A 16,381-nucleotide genomic window follows, 5' to 3' on the forward strand; every position below is an offset into this window, starting at 1 on the left:
AAGCATTAGGCCAAAGCATGCAGGGCATCAAGGCGGCAGCATCGGGGAAAGCATGGGCGACCGGAGCGGGATATTTGCGGGCGACGACCCCTTTGCGATAGCGCGCGCCTGGCTGGCTGAGGCCGAAAGATCCGAGCCGAACGACCCCGATGCGATTGCACTGGCGACAGTGGATGCCGCCGGGTTGCCCAATGTGCGGATGGTGTTGCTGAAGGAGATCGAGGCCGACGCCTTTGTTTTTTATACCAACTACGAAAGCGTCAAGGCGCGGGAGATAGCCGCGGCGGGCAAGGCGGCCTTTGTGCTGCACTGGAAAAGCCTGCGCCGCCAGATCCGGGTGCGCGGAATCGTCAGCCGCGAAGAGGGACCGCAAGCCGATGCCTATTTCGCCTCGCGCAGTCTCAAGAGCCGCCTCGGTGCCTGGGCGTCGCGGCAAAGTCAGCCTTTGGCGTCGCGCGCGGCGCTGATGGCCGAAGTGGCACGAATGACTGCTCAGCATGGGGTGGCACCGGCACGGCCACCGTATTGGGGTGGCTTCCGGCTGCGTCCGCTCGAAGTGGAATTCTGGGCGGATGGCCCGTTTCGGTTGCATGACCGGTTCCGCTGGCAGCGGCAGAGCGTCGCGGGTGACTGGTCGGTGACCCGCCTCAGCCCTTGATTTTCACGCTTCGTGAATTTCTCCAGCTTGGTTTATCCAGCTTTTTCCGCTTGAATCCCCGCCGCACTATGTGACATTGCGCGGGACCTGATTGGGTGACCGAGAGCTGAATGATGATCCAGGAACCGACCGAGCTGCGCAGGGTATCAGGCCACGTCAAGTGGTTCGATCCGGCCAAGGGATTCGGCTTCGTGCTCGATTCCGAGGGCGGCCCCGACATTCTCTTGCATGCCAATGTGTTGCGCAATTTTGGCCAGGGATCGGTTGCCGACGGCGCGCCGATCGTGGTGATGGCGCAGACAACGCCGCGCGGTGTTCAGGCGGTCGAGGTGGTCGAGATCGCGCCGCCCGAAACCGACCGGCTGGCGCATATCGACGACCTTGATGATACCTCGGCCGCCGAAATCGCCGCGCTGCCGCTTGAATCGGCGCGGGTTAAGTGGTTCGACAAGGTGAAGGGTTTCGGTTTCGCCAACGTGTTTGGCCGCAGCGAGGATGTGTTCATTCATATCGAGGTTCTGCGCCAGTCTGGCTTTGCCGACCTTGGGCCGGGTGAAGCGGTGGCGCTTCGGGTGATCGAGGGCAAGCGCGGGCGCATGGCGGCGCAGGTGCTGGCGTGGGAATCCGCATTGCGGGAGGTGCAGGGGTGATCCGATTCGGGTTGGTGTGTGCGGCGCTCGCGGCTTTTTCCGCGTCGCCGGTTGCGGCGGTTGAGTGCCGTGACGATCTGGCGCTGTTTCGCTTTCCCGGCGGTCAGGCGCAGTTTACCATTGAACTCGCCGATGATCCGCAAGAGCGCCAGCAGGGTCTGATGCACCGCGCCAGCCTGCCTGCCAGCGCCGGCATGCTGTTCATCTACGAACGCCCGCAGACCGCGTCATTCTGGATGCGCAACACGCTGATCCCGCTCGACATGATTTTCATCGATCCGACCGGCACCGTGACCAAGGTGCATGCAAATGCCGTCCCGCTTGACGAAACCCCGATTCCGGGCGGCGACGGGGTGCTGATGGTGCTGGAAATCAACGGCGGCCTGGCGCGGCGCATCGGCATTGTGCCCGGTGCCGAGCTTGCGCATCCTCGGCTGGCGCAAGGCACGGCGGTATTTCCCTGTCAGTGACCCTTTCCCTTGCGGCGCGATTTCGTTAGGAGTGGCGGTGTCGGGGTGTGGCGCAGCCTGGTAGCGCGGCTGCTTTGGGAGCAGTAGGCCGCAGGTTCAAATCCTGTCACCCCGACCAAATCCCCCCAAGTTCACCTCGGTTCTTTCGCGCGCTGTTGTGCCGCAGCCACGCCCGTTCGGAGGCGAGGCAAATTCGCGCTTCGCCGATGAAGCTCATGCGATCTGTTAGAAAACTGTTTCAATTCTGCGGTATCAAAGGAAATTGTCGCAGCGCGCGCCGCATTCTCTGCGCGGTCCGGCTTGGGGATGAATCGAAAGGTTAATTTGGCTGCACTGCGCGATGAGCGCGTCAACCAAAAAATCAACCATGCGGTGCGGAAAACTTTGTTGACCCTGCCCGGCAAACCCGTCAATTTGTGGAAGTCGATCGAAATGCCACCAGATGTAGTGGTGGCGAGGTCGGCGCAAAGCTTAGCCGAAAGCGAGGCCTGTCGCTGGAAAGGCCCTTGGTTCCGTAGTGTTTGCGGGGCGCGGCGCAGCTTTGGCGAAACGCGGGCAAAAAACGGGAACGGGGCAGACCATGAAAATCGAACGGAAATTCACTTCGGTAGCGAGCGGTGCCTATGGCGAGATCGACTTTGCCACCACCATTTCGGAGATTCGCAATCCCGATGGCACGGTGGTGTTTCGCAATGAGCATGTCGAAGTGCCGGCCGGCTGGAGCCAGGTCGCCTCGGACGTGCTGGCGCAAAAGTATTTCCGCAAGGCCGGGGTGCCCGCCTGCCTGACGCGCGTTGCGGAACCGGGAGTGCCCGAATTTCTGTGGCGCTCTGCACCCGATACCGCGGCGCTTGACGTGCTGCCGGAAGCGGCGAGATTCGTCGGCGAAACCTCGGCCCGGCAGGTGTTCGACCGGATGGCGGGTGCCTGGACCTATTGGGGCTGGAAGGGCGGCTATTTCACCACCGAGGATGACGCCCGCGCCTACATGGATGAAATGCGCTACATGCTGGCCCGCCAGATGGCCGCGCCGAATTCGCCGCAGTGGTTCAATACCGGGCTGCACTGGGCCTACGGTATCGACGGCCCGAGCCAGGGCCATTACTATGTCGATTTCAAGACCGGCCAGCTGACCAAATCCGAAAGCGCCTATGAGCACCCGCAGCCGCATGCCTGCTTCATCCAATCGGTCAAGGATGATCTTGTCGGCGACGGCGGCATCATGGACCTCTGGGTGCGCGAGGCCCGCCTGTTCAAATACGGCTCGGGCACCGGCACCAACTTTTCCAGCTTGCGCGGCGAGGGTGAGCGGCTTTCGGGCGGCGGCAAATCATCCGGGCTGATGGGGTTCCTGAAAATCGGCGACCGCGCAGCGGGGGCGATCAAATCCGGCGGCACCACGCGGCGCGCCGCAAAAATGGTGATCTGCGACATGGATCACCCCGACATCGAACAGTTCATCAACTGGAAGGTGATCGAAGAGCAAAAGGTGGCAAGCCTGGTCGCCGGCTCGAAAATGCACGAGCAGAAGCTGAACGAGATCTTTGCGGCGATCCGTGCCTGGGATGGCAGCATGGAAGATGCCACCGACCCGGTGAAGAATGCGGGCCTGAAAACCGCGATCCGTTCGGCGAAAAAGGTGATGATCCCGGAAACCTACATCAACCGGGTGCTGCAATACGCGCGCCAGGGTCACACCAGCATCGAGTTTCCGACCTATGACACCGATTGGGATTCGGAGGCCTATATCTCGGTTTCCGGGCAGAACTCGAACAATTCGGTTCGCGTGACCGACGCCTTTCTGAAGGCGGTCAAGGAGGATGCCGATTGGTCGCTGCTGCGCCGCACCGATGGCAAGGTCGCCAGGACCCTCAAGGCGCGCGATCTTTGGGAGCAGGTCGGCCACGCCGCCTGGGCCTGCGCCGACCCCGGCATCCAGTTTCATGACACGGTGAATGCCTGGCATACCTGCCCCGAAGACGGTGCCATTCGCGGCTCCAATCCGTGTTCGGAATACATGTTCCTTGACGATACCGCCTGCAACCTTGCCTCGATGAACCTGCTGACCTTCCACAAGAACGGCGAGTTCGATGCGGAAGCCTATATCCACGCGACCCGGCTCTGGACCGTGACGCTGGAAATCTCGGTGACCATGGCGCAGTTCCCGAGCCGCGAGATCGCGCAGCGTTCCTACGATTTTCGCACGCTCGGCCTCGGTTATGCCAATATTGGCGGCCTGCTGATGAGCATGGGGATGGGATATGACAGCGATGAGGGCCGCGCGCTTTGCGGCGCGCTGAGCGCGATCATGACCGGCGTTGCCTATGCCACCTCGGCCGAGATGGCGGGTGAGCTTGGGGCCTTCCCCGGCCATGCGCGCAACGCCCACCACATGCTGCGGGTGATCCGCAACCACCGCAAGGCGGCCTATGGCAAGGCGCGCGGCTACCACGGGCTGGCGGTTCTTCCGGTGCCGCTTGATCAGGTGAATTGCCCCGATGAAACCCTTGTCGCACTTGCGAAATCTTCATGGGATGAGGCGGTCAGGCTGGGCGAGGCGCATGGCTTTCGCAACGCGCAGGTCTCGGTCATTGCGCCCACCGGCACAATCGGTCTGGTGATGGATTGCGACACCACCGGAATCGAGCCGGACTTTGCGCTGGTCAAGTTCAAGAAACTTGCGGGCGGCGGCTACTTCAAGATCATCAACCGTTCGGTCCCGGCTGCACTTGAAAGCCTTGGCTACGGCTCTGCCGATATCGAGGAAATCATCGCCCACGCGGTAGGCCACGCAAGCCTGGGTCAGGCCCCCGGCGTCAACCATACCGCGCTGCTTGGCCACGGGTTTGGCGCGCGCGAAATCGAAAAGCTCGAGGCGGCGCTGCCCTCGGCCTTCGACATCCGCTTTGTGTTCAACCAGTGGACGCTTGGCGAGGACTTTTGCACCCGGACGCTTGGCATTCCGGCGGAACGGCTCTGCGATCCCACCTTCGACATGCTGCGCCATCTCGGCTTTTCCAAGGCGCAGGTCGATGCTGCCAACGACCACGTTTGCGGCACGATGACGCTTGAAGGCGCGCCGCACCTCAAGCCCGAGCACTATTCGGTGTTTGACTGCGCCAACGCCTGCGGCAAGACCGGCAAGCGCTACCTTTCGGTCAACAGCCACATCTACATGATGGCGGCGGCGCAGAGCTTTATTTCGGGGGCAATCTCGAAAACCATCAACATGCAGAATTCGGCCAGCATTGCCGATACGCTTGCGGCCTATGAACTCAGCCACAGCCTCGGGATCAAGGCCAACGCGCTTTACCGCGACGGCTCGAAACTCAGCCAGCCGCTGGCGTCTTCGCTGGTGGAGGATGACGAGGAGGCCGAGGAAATCCTCGCTTCGGGCAGCCAGCAGCAAAAGGCGATCGTGCTGGCCGAAAAGATCATCGAAAAGGTGATCGTCAAGGAGATCGTGCGCAGCCACCGCGAAAAGCTGCCCGAACGGCGCAAGGGCTATACGCAAAAGGCGGTGGTCGGCGGTCACAAGGTCTATCTGCGCACCGGCGAATACCACGACGGCCAGCTTGGCGAGATCTTCATCGACATGCACAAGGAAGGTGCGGGCTTCCGGGCGATGATGAACAATTTCGCCATCGCCATTTCGGTTGGGCTGCAATATGGCGTGCCGCTGGAAGAATTCGTCGATGCCTTCACCTTCACCAAATTCGAACCCGCAGGCATGGTGCAGGGCAACGACAGCATCAAGAACGCAACCTCGATTCTCGATTATGTGTTCCGTGAACTGGCGGTTTCCTACCTCGACAGAACCGACCTTGCACATGTCAAACCGCAGGGTGCCAGCTTTGACGACATCGGTGGCGGCAAGGACGAGGGCAAGCGCAACATCTCCGAACCGTCGGAATCGGCCGCGTCGAAATCGCTTGATGTGCTGCGGCAGATTTCCTCGACCGGCTATCTGCGCAAGCGGCTGCCGCAGGAACTGGTGGTGTTTCAGGGCGGCATCTCGGGCAACACCGCATTTCACGGCGGCGACGCGCTGAGCGCGCTCAACGCGCTGGTGCCCGAAACCGCGCAATACAGCGCCTCGGCAACCGCCATCGTTTCCGGCGTGGTCAGCATGGACGCGCGCGCCAAGGCAAAGCTGCAAGGCTACGAAGGCGAGGCCTGCAGCGAATGCGGCAACTACACGCTGGTGCGCAACGGCACCTGCATGAAATGCAACACCTGCGGCGGCACGAGCGGGTGCAGCTGAAGGAGAGATTGGCACCGGGGGCGGGCGCATCGGGCGCACCCCCCGACCCGGCGGCAGCAGCTGCCGCAAAACCGGCGGCCAAGGCACCCGCCGCGAAGGCTGGTAAAAAGTGAGGTTCCGGGGCGGGTGCGCTCGCCCCCTGACGACGTTCAGGCCGCAGGCAGATAAACCCGAGCGGTCAAGCACGAGCCTGAACGGCGAAACTCCGGGGGCAGGGAAACCTGCCCCCGTTTTCCAGCACCTCAGAGCGGATGATCGTTCAGCAAGTGGTTGCGGAACATGGCGGGCACCGTGGCCGCATCGCGATAGCCCGCCGAACGCGCCAGCGCCATCAGCCCGGTGACCGGCGGCGGCAAATATTCAAGCACCGCGCCGCCGCTGCGCACCATGCCGTCTGCATGGTCGCGGCCCAGCACCGAATAGCCGGGGTAAAGTGCGCCGAACCCAGCAAGCCCTTGGCGAAAGTAGGAAAATCTAAGCATCCTTGTTGCCGGAAACAGCGTGACAAGGGTGATGCCGTCTTCGGCGCGCAGAAAGATGCCATGGCAAGGGTGCATGGCAGGCCGCGTGATCTCGGTTTGACTCGGGCTGATCAGATGCGGTTCGTAAGATTTCATCCGCGTCACCAGCCCGTCGCGCCAGACCCGCGCCAGCGACATGATCACCCTGTCGGGCAACAAGAACGAGCGGCGCCAGAGCCGGTAGATGCCGCTCGGCAGCAGGGTCTGGTCAAGCCGGAAATCAAGCGGCGCATCGATGACCTCGTGCAAGACCCGCGCCAGTTCCGCGCTCATCTTTGGCGGTGCCGTATCGTTCAGCGGTTCAAGAAGGATGCGCGCATCAACACCGTAGTGGCGGCAAATGCGGTAAAGCAGATCGGGGCGAGGAAACGCGGTGCCGGTGAGATACCGGTTGAACTGGGTGCGATTGATGCCCAGCGCGCGGCAGGCGGCGCTGACCGAGCCTTCGCGCGCGCTGAGCAAACGCAGGTTCTGCCCGAATACCGCACGCAATTCGAGGTTGCTGGGCTGGCTGGCCACTGCTTCTGCCGGCACCCTTCGTCTGATATGTTCTGTTGGCATGACCTACCCTTGGCCGGAGAATGCGGCTGACCACAATCCACGTCAGTGTGACACGAAGCTGGCGCAGTCGATATCCGATTTGGTGCCAATTTGTCGATTTGGCGCAACAAGTTGATGCATCTCCGCCACAGTCCAGCGCTTGCTCTTTTGGCGCTAACAGTCTTATGAGGTCGCCGAGAACGAAGAGGGCGCAGATGCTGGGCGTGGTCGTCTGGAGCGATGCCGTCACCGCCGGGGCGGTGATCTGGTGCGACGATCACGCGCAGCTTGCCTATCTCAGGGGCCGGGAAAACTGCCAGTGTTCCAAGTCCTGGCCCGAGGTCGGCGATCTTGTGCAGTTCAGCTTGCGCAAAAAATCGGGAAGCCGTTTCGCGCGTGCAGTGCGGGTGCTTGCCGAGGCGGTGCTGCCGCAAATTCCCAAAGACCTCGTCAATGCCGCTTCGATACCTGCGACGCCCCTTCGCGCCGCGCCACATCTGCGCCGGGTCGGCTGATCAAACCCCGCGCGACAGCGCTGCAACGCCGGTGCGCGCCACATCGGCCAGCCCGAGCGGGCGCATCAGATCGGCGAATGCATCGATCTTTTCCGGCGTGCCGGTGATTTCGAAGACAAAGCTTTCCAGCGTGCTGTCCACCACATTGGCGCGGAAAATCTCGGCGAGCCGCAGCGATTCGATGCGCTTCTCGCCGGTGGCCACCACCTTGAACAATGCCAGTTCGCGTTCGACGGCGCGGCCCTCGACGGTCAGATCATGGACCTCGTGCACCGGCACGATGCGGCCGAGTTGCGCCTTGATCTGCTCGATCACCGCCGGCGTGCCGCGCGTCACCACGGTAATGCGGCTGCGGTGGCCGAGATGGTCCACCTCGGCCACGGTCAGGCTGTCGATGTTATAGCCGCGGCCCGAAAAAAGCCCGATCACCCGCGCCAGCACGCCTGCCTCGTTGTCAACCAGCACCGCCAGGGTATGGCTTTCGGCCACTTGCGAATTTGGGTCGCGCAGCTCATAGGCCGAATGGCTGGTGGAACCCTTCTTGATGTTCAGTGCTGCCATGATCTTGCTCTTTCTTCTTTGTCCAAATACCCCGGGGGTCCGGGGGCAGCGCCCCCGGCCGCTACACCAGCACCGCGCCGCCCGCCTGAATGGCACCCTCGGTTGCGGCATCTCCCATCAGCATCTCGTTATGCGCCTTGCCCGAGGGTATCATCGGGAAGCAGTTCTCGTGCTTTTCCACCATGCAGTCGAAAATCACCGGCCCATCATAGGCCAGCATCTCGGCAATCGCCGCATCAAGTTTGGCCGGGTCCGAGCAGCGGATGCCCTTGGCACCGAATGCCTCGGCCAGCTTGACGAAATCGGGCAGCGCCTCGGACCAGCTCTGGCTGTAGCGCTCGCCGTGCAAAAGCTGCTGCCACTGGCGCACCATGCCCAGCCGTTCGTTGTTCAGAATGAACTGCTTGACCGGCAGGCGAAACTGCACCGCGGTGCCCATTTCCTGCATGTTCATCAGGAAACTCGCATCCCCCGCCACGTTGATCACCAGCGCTTCCGGGTGGGCCATCTGCACGCCGATCGAGGCGGGCAGGCCGTAGCCCATGGTGCCGAGACCGCCCGAGGTCATCCAGCGGTTCGGCGCTTCGAAACCCATGTACTGCGCCGCCCACATCTGGTGCTGGCCGACCTCGGTGCAAATGTAGCGATCGCGCGATTTCGTCAGCGCCTCAAGCCGCTCCAGCGCGTATTGCGGTTTGATCACGCTGCTGGAGTTCTTGTAGTCAAGGCACTTCTTCGCCTTCCAGCCCTCGATCTGCCCCCACCATTTCGCCAGCCCCGGCTTGTTCAGCCTGCGCCCGCGTGATTTCCAGACCTTCAGCAGGTCTTCGAGCACATGGCCGACATCGCCCAGTATCGGCAGATCGACGCGAATGACCTTGTTGATCGAGCTGGCGTCGATATCGACATGCACCTTGGTCGAGCGGGGGCTGAAATCGGCCAGCCGCCCGGTGATGCGGTCGTCAAAGCGCGCGCCGAGGTTGATCATGAGGTCGCAGCCATGCATCGCAAGATTGGCCTCGTAAAGCCCGTGCATGCCGAGCATGCCCAGCCAGTTCTTGCCCGACGCGGGGTAGGCACCCAGCCCCATCAGCGTTGAAGTGATCGGAAAGCCGGTCGCATCGACCAGTTCACGCAACAACTGGCTGGCACCGGGGCCCGAGTTGATGACCCCGCCGCCGGTGTAGAACACCGGGCGTTCTGCGGTTTCGATAAGTTCGGCCAGGCGGGTGATCGCGGCAATGTCGCCCTTGACCTTGGGCTGATAGCTTTCGACCCGCACCGTCTTTGGCCCCACATAGGTGCCGGTGGCGAACTGCACATCCTTCGGAATGTCGATCAGCACCGGACCGGGGCGGCCCGAGGTGGCAACATGAAAACCGCGGTGGATGGTCTCGGCAAGCTGGTCGGTGTCTTTCACCAGCCAGTTGTGCTTGGTGCAGGGCCGGGTGATGCCCACGGTGTCGGCCTCCTGAAAGCCGTCGGTGCCGATCATGAAGGTCGGCACCTGACCCGACAACACCACCAGCGGAATCGAGTCGAGCAGCGCGTCGGTCAGTCCGGTCACCGCATTGGTCGCACCGGGGCCAGAGGTCACAATCACCACGCCGGGTTTGCCGGTCGAACGGGCATAGCCTTCTGCGGCGTGCACCGCCCCTTGTTCATGGCGAACCAGAACGTGGATGATCTCGTTTTGCTGAAAGATCTCGTCGTAGATCGGCAGCACCGCGCCGCCGGGGTAGCCAAACACCACCTCGACGCCATGGTCCTTCAGCGCCTTAACCACCATTGCTGCGCCGGTCATCGACTGTGACATATCTGACTCCATCCGCCTTGCGGCACGAAAAAACCCCCGTTTAGGGCGGGGGCGCATGGGAACCGTGATGGTTTGCCGCTAGCGGCCCATGCGCCTGACCCTGCCTGAGACGACTTCTGCGGCCATGAGCCTGCCTTTCCGTGCGTTCGCGGCGGACATTATGCGGGGCGTTTGTGGGCGTCAACCATCAAAAGGCCGAATATTATGTCGCAGGCGCAATATTTTCTTTGCAAAAGTTGCGCATAGATCCCGGCACCGCGAAACAAATGCAATCGCGCTGTGGCGGTGCCTTGCTCTTGCTGTCAGCCTCCACTGCATTGCGGCAAAGCTGCGGATCGAGGTCGCGGCAATGGCGCTTTCCTTGGCGGGATCTTTCCGGCAAACTCCGCCCGGAGCAGGCAGCGGTCAGCGCCCGGTTTCGGGCCGAAGCGGCAAAAGTCTGCCAAAAGAACCGCTGGATCTGCCCGACTGGTCACTTTTTCATACCAGTTGGCAGATTTTATTGACGCGCCGACAATGCTCGGCAATACAGGCGCACCGGGGCGACCCGGGGCGAAGGAACCTGAGGGGGGGGAACCATGGGTGGATTGCTTGCCGTTTCGCGCGGCATCGACCGGATGAACGAATTCATCGGCAAGGCAGTGGCATGGCTCATTCTGGTGGCTGTTTTGGTCAGCGCGACCAATGCGATCATCCGAAAGACCCTGAATGTCTCCTCGAATGCCTGGCTCGAGTTGCAATGGTATCTCTTTGGCGCGGCATTCCTGTTGGCCGCAGCCTATACGCTGAAGCAGAACGAGCATATCCGCATCGATATCATCTATGGCGCGCTCAGCCGCCGCCGTCAGCATTGGATCGACCTATTTGGGCATGTCTTTTTCCTGATGCCCTTCGTGCTGGCGATGCTCTGGATGCTTACACCCTATGTGCTGAAATCGATGCTGAACGGCGAGGTTTCGACCAACGCAGGCGGGCTCATTATCTGGCCTGCCAAGTTCCTGCTGCTGATCGGCTTTGCCCTGCTGGGGCTTCAGGGTATTTCCGAGATCGTGAAGAAAATCGCGGTGATGCGCGGCGTCATCCCGGACCCGACACCGTTCGTATCCTCGCATGAGGCGGCCGAGCTGGAAGCCAAGGCTCTTGCCAAGGAGCTTTTGAAATGATGGAACTGATCGCCCAGAACATGGCACCCATCATGTTCTTCTCGCTGATCTTCTTCCTGTTGGCAGGTTATCCGGTGGCGTTTTCGCTGGCAGCGAACGGGCTCTTGTTCTTTGTCATCGGGGTCGAACTGGCACCATTCTCCAACAACTCGATCAACCTGAGCTGGCCATTGCTGAATGCCATGCCGGAACGCTTCTGGGGGGTGTTGTCGAACGAAACATTGCTCGCGATTCCGTTCTTTACCTTCATGGGCATCGTGCTTGAACGCTCCGGCATGGCGGAAGACCTGCTCGATACCATCGGCCAGTTGTTCGGCCCGGTGCGCGGCGGTCTGGCCTATGCGGTGATCATCGTCGGCGCGCTGCTGGCAGCGACCACCGGCGTCGTTGCGGCCTCGGTCATTGCCATGGGCCTGATCAGCCTGCCGATCATGCTGCGTTACGGTTACGACCGCAGCCTTGCCTCGGGGGTCATCGCCGCCTCCGGCACATTGGCGCAGATCATCCCGCCGTCGCTCGTGCTGATCGTTCTGGCCGACCAGCTGGGCCGTTCGGTGGGCGACATGTATCGCGGCGCGATGGTTCCGGGTCTGGTGCTGACCGGGCTTTATCTTGGCTATGTCATGCTGATGTCGATCATCCGCCCGAAGTCGATGCCGGCGCTGCCGAAAGAGGCGCGCACGCTTGGCTCTGGTGTCGCATCGTTGCTGGTCATGCTGGCGATCTCCGGAGCGACCTTTTATTTTGGCCGCGACTGGCTTGATGGTCAGCACGGCAAGAACGCCGGCATTCTTGCGGCGGCGTTGGCGGTGGTTGTCATCTACCTGCTGGCAATCTTCGATAAAGGTCTGAAAATCAACCTGATGTCGCGCCTTGCGCAGCAGGTGATCATTGTGCTGATCCCGCCGCTGGCGCTTATCTTTCTGGTGCTCGGCACGATCTTCCTTGGCATTGCAACGCCGACCGAAGGCGGCGCGATGGGCGCGGTCGGTGCCTTGGTGCTGGCAGGCGCGAAGGGTCGGCTCAGCTTTGAAGTGGTGCGCTCGGCGCTGGCTGCGACCACAAGGCTTTCAGCCTTCGTGATGTTCATCCTGCTCGGCGCACGGGTATTTTCGCTGACCTTCTACGGGGTCAACGGTCACCTCTGGGTCGAGCATCTGCTGATCTCGCTGCCCGGCGGGCAGACCGGCTTCTTGATCGTGATCTCGATCATGGTGTTCTTGCTGGCATTCTTCCTTGATTTCTTCGAGCTTGCCTTCATCATCGTGCCGCTTCTGGCACCGGCCGCCGAGCGCATGGGGATCGACCTGATCTGGTTCGGCATCATCCTCGGCGTCAACATGCAGACTTCGTTCATGCACCCGCCGTTCGGCTTCGCGCTCTTTTATCTGCGCTCGGTGGCGGCGCGGGTGCCCTATATCGACAAGATCACCGGTCTGACCATGGCCCCGGTGAAAACCTCGCAAATCTACTGGGGCGCGGTGCCCTTTGTGTTCATCCAGGTGCTGATGATCGGCATCGTAATCAGTTTCCCCGGGTTGGTGATGCACTACAAGGGCCCGAAAATCGACCCCGCGACGGTCAACATGACCCTGCCCGACATGCCGGGGCTGGGCGGTGGTCTTGGCGGCTTTGGCGGTTTCGGCCTGCCACCGATGGGTGCGCCCGCGCCGGGCAACTGAGCCAGCGTGCGCCGTTGACAGCGTCGCGAGCGGCACCGGTTCCGATTGCCGCAAACGAAACGGCCCCGCAGATTGCTCTGCGGGGCCGTGGCTTTGCCTGTGCCGAGGATCAGAGCTTGCCGCTGCGGCTCTGGATCATCATGAAGGTGTCGTAGTTGTATTCCGCCAATTGCGCCCAGACATAGGCATCGCGCTTGAACGCAAGCTGGCTGTCGTAGATCTTCTTGAAGGCGGCGTTGGTGCTGGTGATTTCGGCGTAGACCTCCATCGAGGCGTCGTAGCAGGCGCTGAGCACTTCGGCCGAGAACGGCCGCAACTGCACACCGGCCGCCATCAGCGTGCGCAGCGCGCCGGGGTTCTTCCAGTCGTAGCTGGCCATCATGTCGGTGTTCGCGGCCTGGTTGGCGGCCGTCAGAACCGCGCGGTAAGCCTCGGGCAGCCCATCCCAGGCGGCCTTGTTGAACATCGAATGCAGTGCCGGGCCGCCTTCCCACCAGCCCGGATAGTAGTAGTAGGGCGCGACCTTGTTGAAGCCGAGCTTCTCGTCGTCATAGGGGCCGACCCATTCGGCGGCGTCGATCGTGCCTTTTTCCAGCGACGGGTAGATGTCGCCTCCGGCGATCTGCTGCGGTACCACGCCGAGCTTTTCCACGATCTTGCCCGCAAATCCGCCGATCCGCATTTTCAACCCCTTGAGATCGTCAACGGTGTTGATTTCCTTGCGATACCAGCCGCCCATCTGCGCGCCGGTGTTGCCGCAGGGCAGGGCGTGGATGTTCTGCGCGTTGTAGAACTCGTTCATCAACTCGTTGCCGCCGCCGTAGTAGAACCAGGCGTTGATCTGGCGGGCGTTGAGGCCGAAAGGCACGGCGGTGGCCAGCGCCCAGGTCGGATCCTTGCCCCAGTAGTAATATGATGCGGTGTGGCAGGCTTCGACGGTGCCGGCGGAAACGGCGTCGGCGGCTTGCAGGCCGGGGACGATTTCACCGGCGGCAAACACCTGAATGTTGAAATTGCCATCCGTCATGGCGCTCACATATTTCGTCATCGTTTCGGCGGCACCGAAAATGGTGTCGAGCGATTTTGGGAAAGACGAGGTCATGCGCCAGTTGATTTTGGGCATGCCCTGCGCAAGTGCCGGGGCAGCAAGGCTGGCAGCGGCCGCTGCGGTGCCCCCAAGCGCACCTTTGCGGATGAAAGAACGACGGTCCATTGGTATTCCTCCCGTTGGTTTTTCGGAAAACCGTTTCCGGTGCATTTTGGCGGCGCGCCGCCAGCACCCGTCAACCCGGTTCCGGTGGTCACTTTATATAACCAGTTTCGCCTGTCCAGCACCGAATTTGAAAACTGGTGTGCAGAGGTGTATTGGCGCGGGGGTGATTATGTATTGGGCAGCTTCCTGCCGCATTCCTCGGCGGTTGCGCCGGGGTCAGGCTTTCGAAGTCTTTGGCAGTTCGATCCGGGCCACCTGCTCGGCGATGGGGTCGATGCTCAGCGGGTGCTTGGCACCGCTATGGGTCGCGGCATCGCCAATGTGCTGCCAGGCCCCGCCCTTGTAGATTTCGAGCGCCCCGAAATTTGCCTTGTAGCCCATCTTGCGGCTGCCCGGCACCCAGTAGCCGAGATAGACATAGGGCAGGCGGGCACGCCGCGCGATCTCGATGTGGTCGAGGATCAGATAGGTGCCAAGCGAGTCGCCTTCGCGCTCCGGGTCGAAGAAACTGTAGACCATGCTCAGCCCGTCATCGAGCACGTCGGTCAGGCTGACCGCGGTCAGCGGTCGCAGCGCACCGGCCGTGACATCGCGGGAGCGGTATTCGATGACGCGGGTTTTCACCGGGGTTTCCTCGACCATGGCGGAAAACTCGAAAATATCCATGTCAGCCATGCCGCCATCCGCGTGTCGGCTGTCGAGGTAGCGGCGAAACAGCTGGAATTGCTCGTCGGTAGCCCAGGGGCTGGTGGCGGTGCGCGTCAGGTCGGCACCGCGCCGGAGCACCCGCTTCTGGCCGCGCGAAGGGGTGAAATCGGCAACCCGGATGCGCGCCGAAAGGCAGGCGGCACAATCGGCGCAAGAGGGGCGATAGAGCACATTCTGCGACCGCCGAAAGCCTTGGCGAGATAGGGCGTTGTTCAGCTTCTCGGCATCTTCGCCGTGCAATGCGGTGAACAATTTGCGCTCGACCCGCCCCTCCAGATAGGGGCAGGGCTGGGGTGCAGTCACATAGAACTGCGGTGTGAGCGGCGGCGAGTGGTGCATGGGTCCGATGGTCTTGCGGCGCGTTGTCAAGCTGAGGCTAGCAAACCCGCGGCACCTCGCCAAGCGCCTTGAGGCAGGCAAAAGCCCCGGTCTTGCGACCGGGGCTTTTGTATCGGCGGTATCAGGCCGTTCAGTAGGCCCCCGAACCCTTGGGTTCTTCTTCGGCGGGCGCGGCGGTTTCGGCGGCAGCGGAGCGCGCGCGCTCTTGAAGATACTGGTCGAACTCGGTCTTGTCGCGGCTTTCGCGCAGACGGCGCAGGAAGGCTTCGAATTCGCCCTGCTCGCGCTCGAGGCGGGCGAGGGTATCGGCCTTGTAGGCGTCAAAGGCGGCGTTCCCGGTCATGCCGCTCATGCGGAAGGCGGCGTGATGATGGCGGCGATGGCCGCAGTATCCATGGTTTGCGAACATGCGCTTGCTCCAGATCAGATAGGCCAGCAGGGCAAGGCCAAGCGGCCAGAAGAAGATGAACGACACCACCATGAGCGCGATCCAGGCGCCGCGACCGCGGGCGTCGAACCAGGCCTCGGTGCGGCGGAACCAGTTGCCCGCGCCGCTGAATGCGGGGTGAGAGGTTTCGGGTTGGACATAGGCAGACATCGGCATGCTCCGTGCGGAGGGTTGAAAGGACATGTGAAGCTCTTTCACATGATCGCAACATCGGTATCGCCGCCGCCGAGGTCAAGGCCTGATGTAAACTATTTTTACATTACGCGAAGTGTTGCGCTCACAGGGTGAAATCGGCGAGCACCGCACCGCTGGCGCGGATCAGATCAACCGGAGAAATCGCGAATATGTGCCGCGGCGTGCCCGCGGCAGCCCAGATGGTGGCGAACTCGGCCAGCCGCGGGTCAATGAAAGCCCGCACCGGGCCAAGGTGTCCGATCGGCGCGACACCGCCAATGGCAAAGCCGGTTTCGGCGCGCACCAGATCGGCATCGGCGCGCCCCAGCGGCTGCCCGGCGACCGCGCTCGCCTTTTCAGGGCTTACCCGGTTGCCGCCTGCGGTCAGGAACAACACCACATGCCCGCTATGCTCGCCCCGGAAGATGATCGATTTCGCGATCTGATCGAGCGCGCAGCCCGCCGCCGCAGCCGCCTGTTCGGCGGTGCGCGTCTCGATGCCCATTTCGCGCACTTCGGCCTGCAACCCTGCCGCCGCCAATGCTGCCTTGACCCGCGCCAGGCTCTTGCTCATCCGGCCCCCCCGCTTCTGCTTTGTCAAAATACCCCCGCCGGAGGCTAGCACGGCCACCCAAGGTGCCTCCGGCGGGGATATTTGA

Annotated in this window: 14 protein-coding genes and 1 tRNA gene; 8 read left to right on the forward strand and 7 right to left on the reverse strand. The window is 62.1% G+C overall.

Features of this window, described 5'->3' with window-relative positions; genetic code table 11:
* The first annotated feature begins 52 nt into the window (after nt 1–52).
* The 5 genes from pdxH (at nt 53) to Q8J98_RS08905 (ending at nt 6,042) form a co-directional block, all read left to right on the forward strand.
* Nucleotides 53–658 carry a pyridoxamine 5'-phosphate oxidase gene (gene pdxH, locus Q8J98_RS08885; RefSeq protein WP_305294025.1) on the forward strand — a complete coding sequence of 202 codons (606 nt, stop codon included), beginning with the start codon at nt 53–55 and terminating at the stop codon, nt 656–658.
* A 113-nt stretch (nt 659–771) separates the two neighbouring features.
* Nucleotides 772–1,308: a cold-shock protein gene (locus Q8J98_RS08890; RefSeq protein ID WP_305185988.1), complete on the forward strand. Its 537-nt coding sequence runs from the start codon at nt 772–774 to the stop codon at nt 1,306–1,308.
* Complete coding sequence (locus tag Q8J98_RS08895) at nt 1,305–1,778, forward strand: DUF192 domain-containing protein (RefSeq protein WP_370868075.1); 474 nt, start codon at nt 1,305–1,307, stop codon at nt 1,776–1,778. The genes Q8J98_RS08890 and Q8J98_RS08895 overlap by 4 nt, the downstream gene beginning before the upstream one ends.
* A gap of 41 nt (nt 1,779–1,819) precedes the next feature.
* Nucleotides 1,820–1,896, forward strand: a tRNA-Pro gene (locus tag Q8J98_RS08900).
* Nucleotides 1,897–2,358: 462 nt separating this feature from the next.
* Nucleotides 2,359–6,042, forward strand: coding sequence for a vitamin B12-dependent ribonucleotide reductase (locus Q8J98_RS08905; RefSeq protein ID WP_305294026.1), 3,684 nt, complete (start codon nt 2,359–2,361; stop codon nt 6,040–6,042).
* A gap of 242 nt (nt 6,043–6,284) precedes the next feature.
* Here the strand turns inward: Q8J98_RS08905 and Q8J98_RS08910 are convergent, their stop codons facing one another.
* A complete protein-coding gene (locus Q8J98_RS08910) occupies nt 6,285–7,124 on the reverse strand; it encodes a helix-turn-helix domain-containing protein (RefSeq protein ID WP_305294027.1) in 840 nt (279 codons plus the stop codon).
* A 194-nt stretch (nt 7,125–7,318) separates the two neighbouring features.
* On the opposite strand from Q8J98_RS08910, the gene Q8J98_RS08915 reads away from it, so the two are divergent.
* Nucleotides 7,319–7,618: a hypothetical protein gene (locus Q8J98_RS08915; protein ID WP_305294028.1), complete on the forward strand. Its 300-nt coding sequence runs from the start codon at nt 7,319–7,321 to the stop codon at nt 7,616–7,618.
* Here the strand turns inward: Q8J98_RS08915 and ilvN are convergent, their stop codons facing one another.
* Nucleotides 7,619–8,179 carry an acetolactate synthase small subunit gene (ilvN, locus tag Q8J98_RS08920; protein WP_305185922.1) on the reverse strand — a complete coding sequence of 187 codons (561 nt, stop codon included), beginning with the start codon at nt 8,177–8,179 and terminating at the stop codon, nt 7,619–7,621.
* Nucleotides 8,180–8,240: 61 nt separating this feature from the next.
* Nucleotides 8,241–9,995: an acetolactate synthase 3 large subunit gene (locus tag Q8J98_RS08925; RefSeq protein WP_305185923.1), complete on the reverse strand. Its 1,755-nt coding sequence runs from the start codon at nt 9,993–9,995 to the stop codon at nt 8,241–8,243.
* 578 nt (nt 9,996–10,573) lie between these two features.
* Here Q8J98_RS08925 and Q8J98_RS08930 point away from each other — a divergent pair.
* Nucleotides 10,574–11,158 (forward strand): TRAP transporter small permease subunit, encoded by a 585-nt coding sequence (locus tag Q8J98_RS08930; RefSeq protein ID WP_305294029.1) that lies wholly within the window; start codon nt 10,574–10,576, stop codon nt 11,156–11,158.
* On the forward strand, nt 11,155–12,840 hold the full coding sequence (locus Q8J98_RS08935) for a TRAP transporter large permease subunit (RefSeq protein ID WP_305294030.1): 1,686 nt from the start codon (nt 11,155–11,157) through the stop codon (nt 12,838–12,840). The genes Q8J98_RS08930 and Q8J98_RS08935 overlap by 4 nt, the downstream gene beginning before the upstream one ends.
* 109 nt (nt 12,841–12,949) lie before the next feature.
* Here the strand turns inward: Q8J98_RS08935 and Q8J98_RS08940 are convergent, their stop codons facing one another.
* The 4 genes from Q8J98_RS08940 to Q8J98_RS08955 all read right to left on the reverse strand — a co-directional run bounded on the left by Q8J98_RS08940 (nt 12,950) and on the right by Q8J98_RS08955 (nt 16,296).
* Nucleotides 12,950–14,053 (reverse strand): TRAP transporter substrate-binding protein, encoded by a 1,104-nt coding sequence (locus tag Q8J98_RS08940; protein ID WP_305185926.1) that lies wholly within the window; start codon nt 14,051–14,053, stop codon nt 12,950–12,952.
* 216 nt (nt 14,054–14,269) lie between these two features.
* Nucleotides 14,270–15,100, reverse strand: coding sequence for an arginyltransferase (locus Q8J98_RS08945; RefSeq protein ID WP_305185927.1), 831 nt, complete (start codon nt 15,098–15,100; stop codon nt 14,270–14,272).
* Nucleotides 15,101–15,230: 130 nt separating this feature from the next.
* A complete protein-coding gene (locus tag Q8J98_RS08950; protein WP_305294031.1) occupies nt 15,231–15,698 on the reverse strand; it encodes a DUF2852 domain-containing protein in 468 nt (155 codons plus the stop codon).
* Between the two features lie 127 nt (nt 15,699–15,825).
* Nucleotides 15,826–16,296, reverse strand: coding sequence for a YbaK/EbsC family protein (locus Q8J98_RS08955; protein WP_305294032.1), 471 nt, complete (start codon nt 16,294–16,296; stop codon nt 15,826–15,828).
* Nucleotides 16,297–16,381: the final 85 nt, after the last annotated feature.

Source organism: Phaeovulum sp., assembly GCF_030684035.1.
In the GTDB taxonomy this organism is placed as follows: domain Bacteria; phylum Pseudomonadota; class Alphaproteobacteria; order Rhodobacterales; family Rhodobacteraceae; genus UBA6213.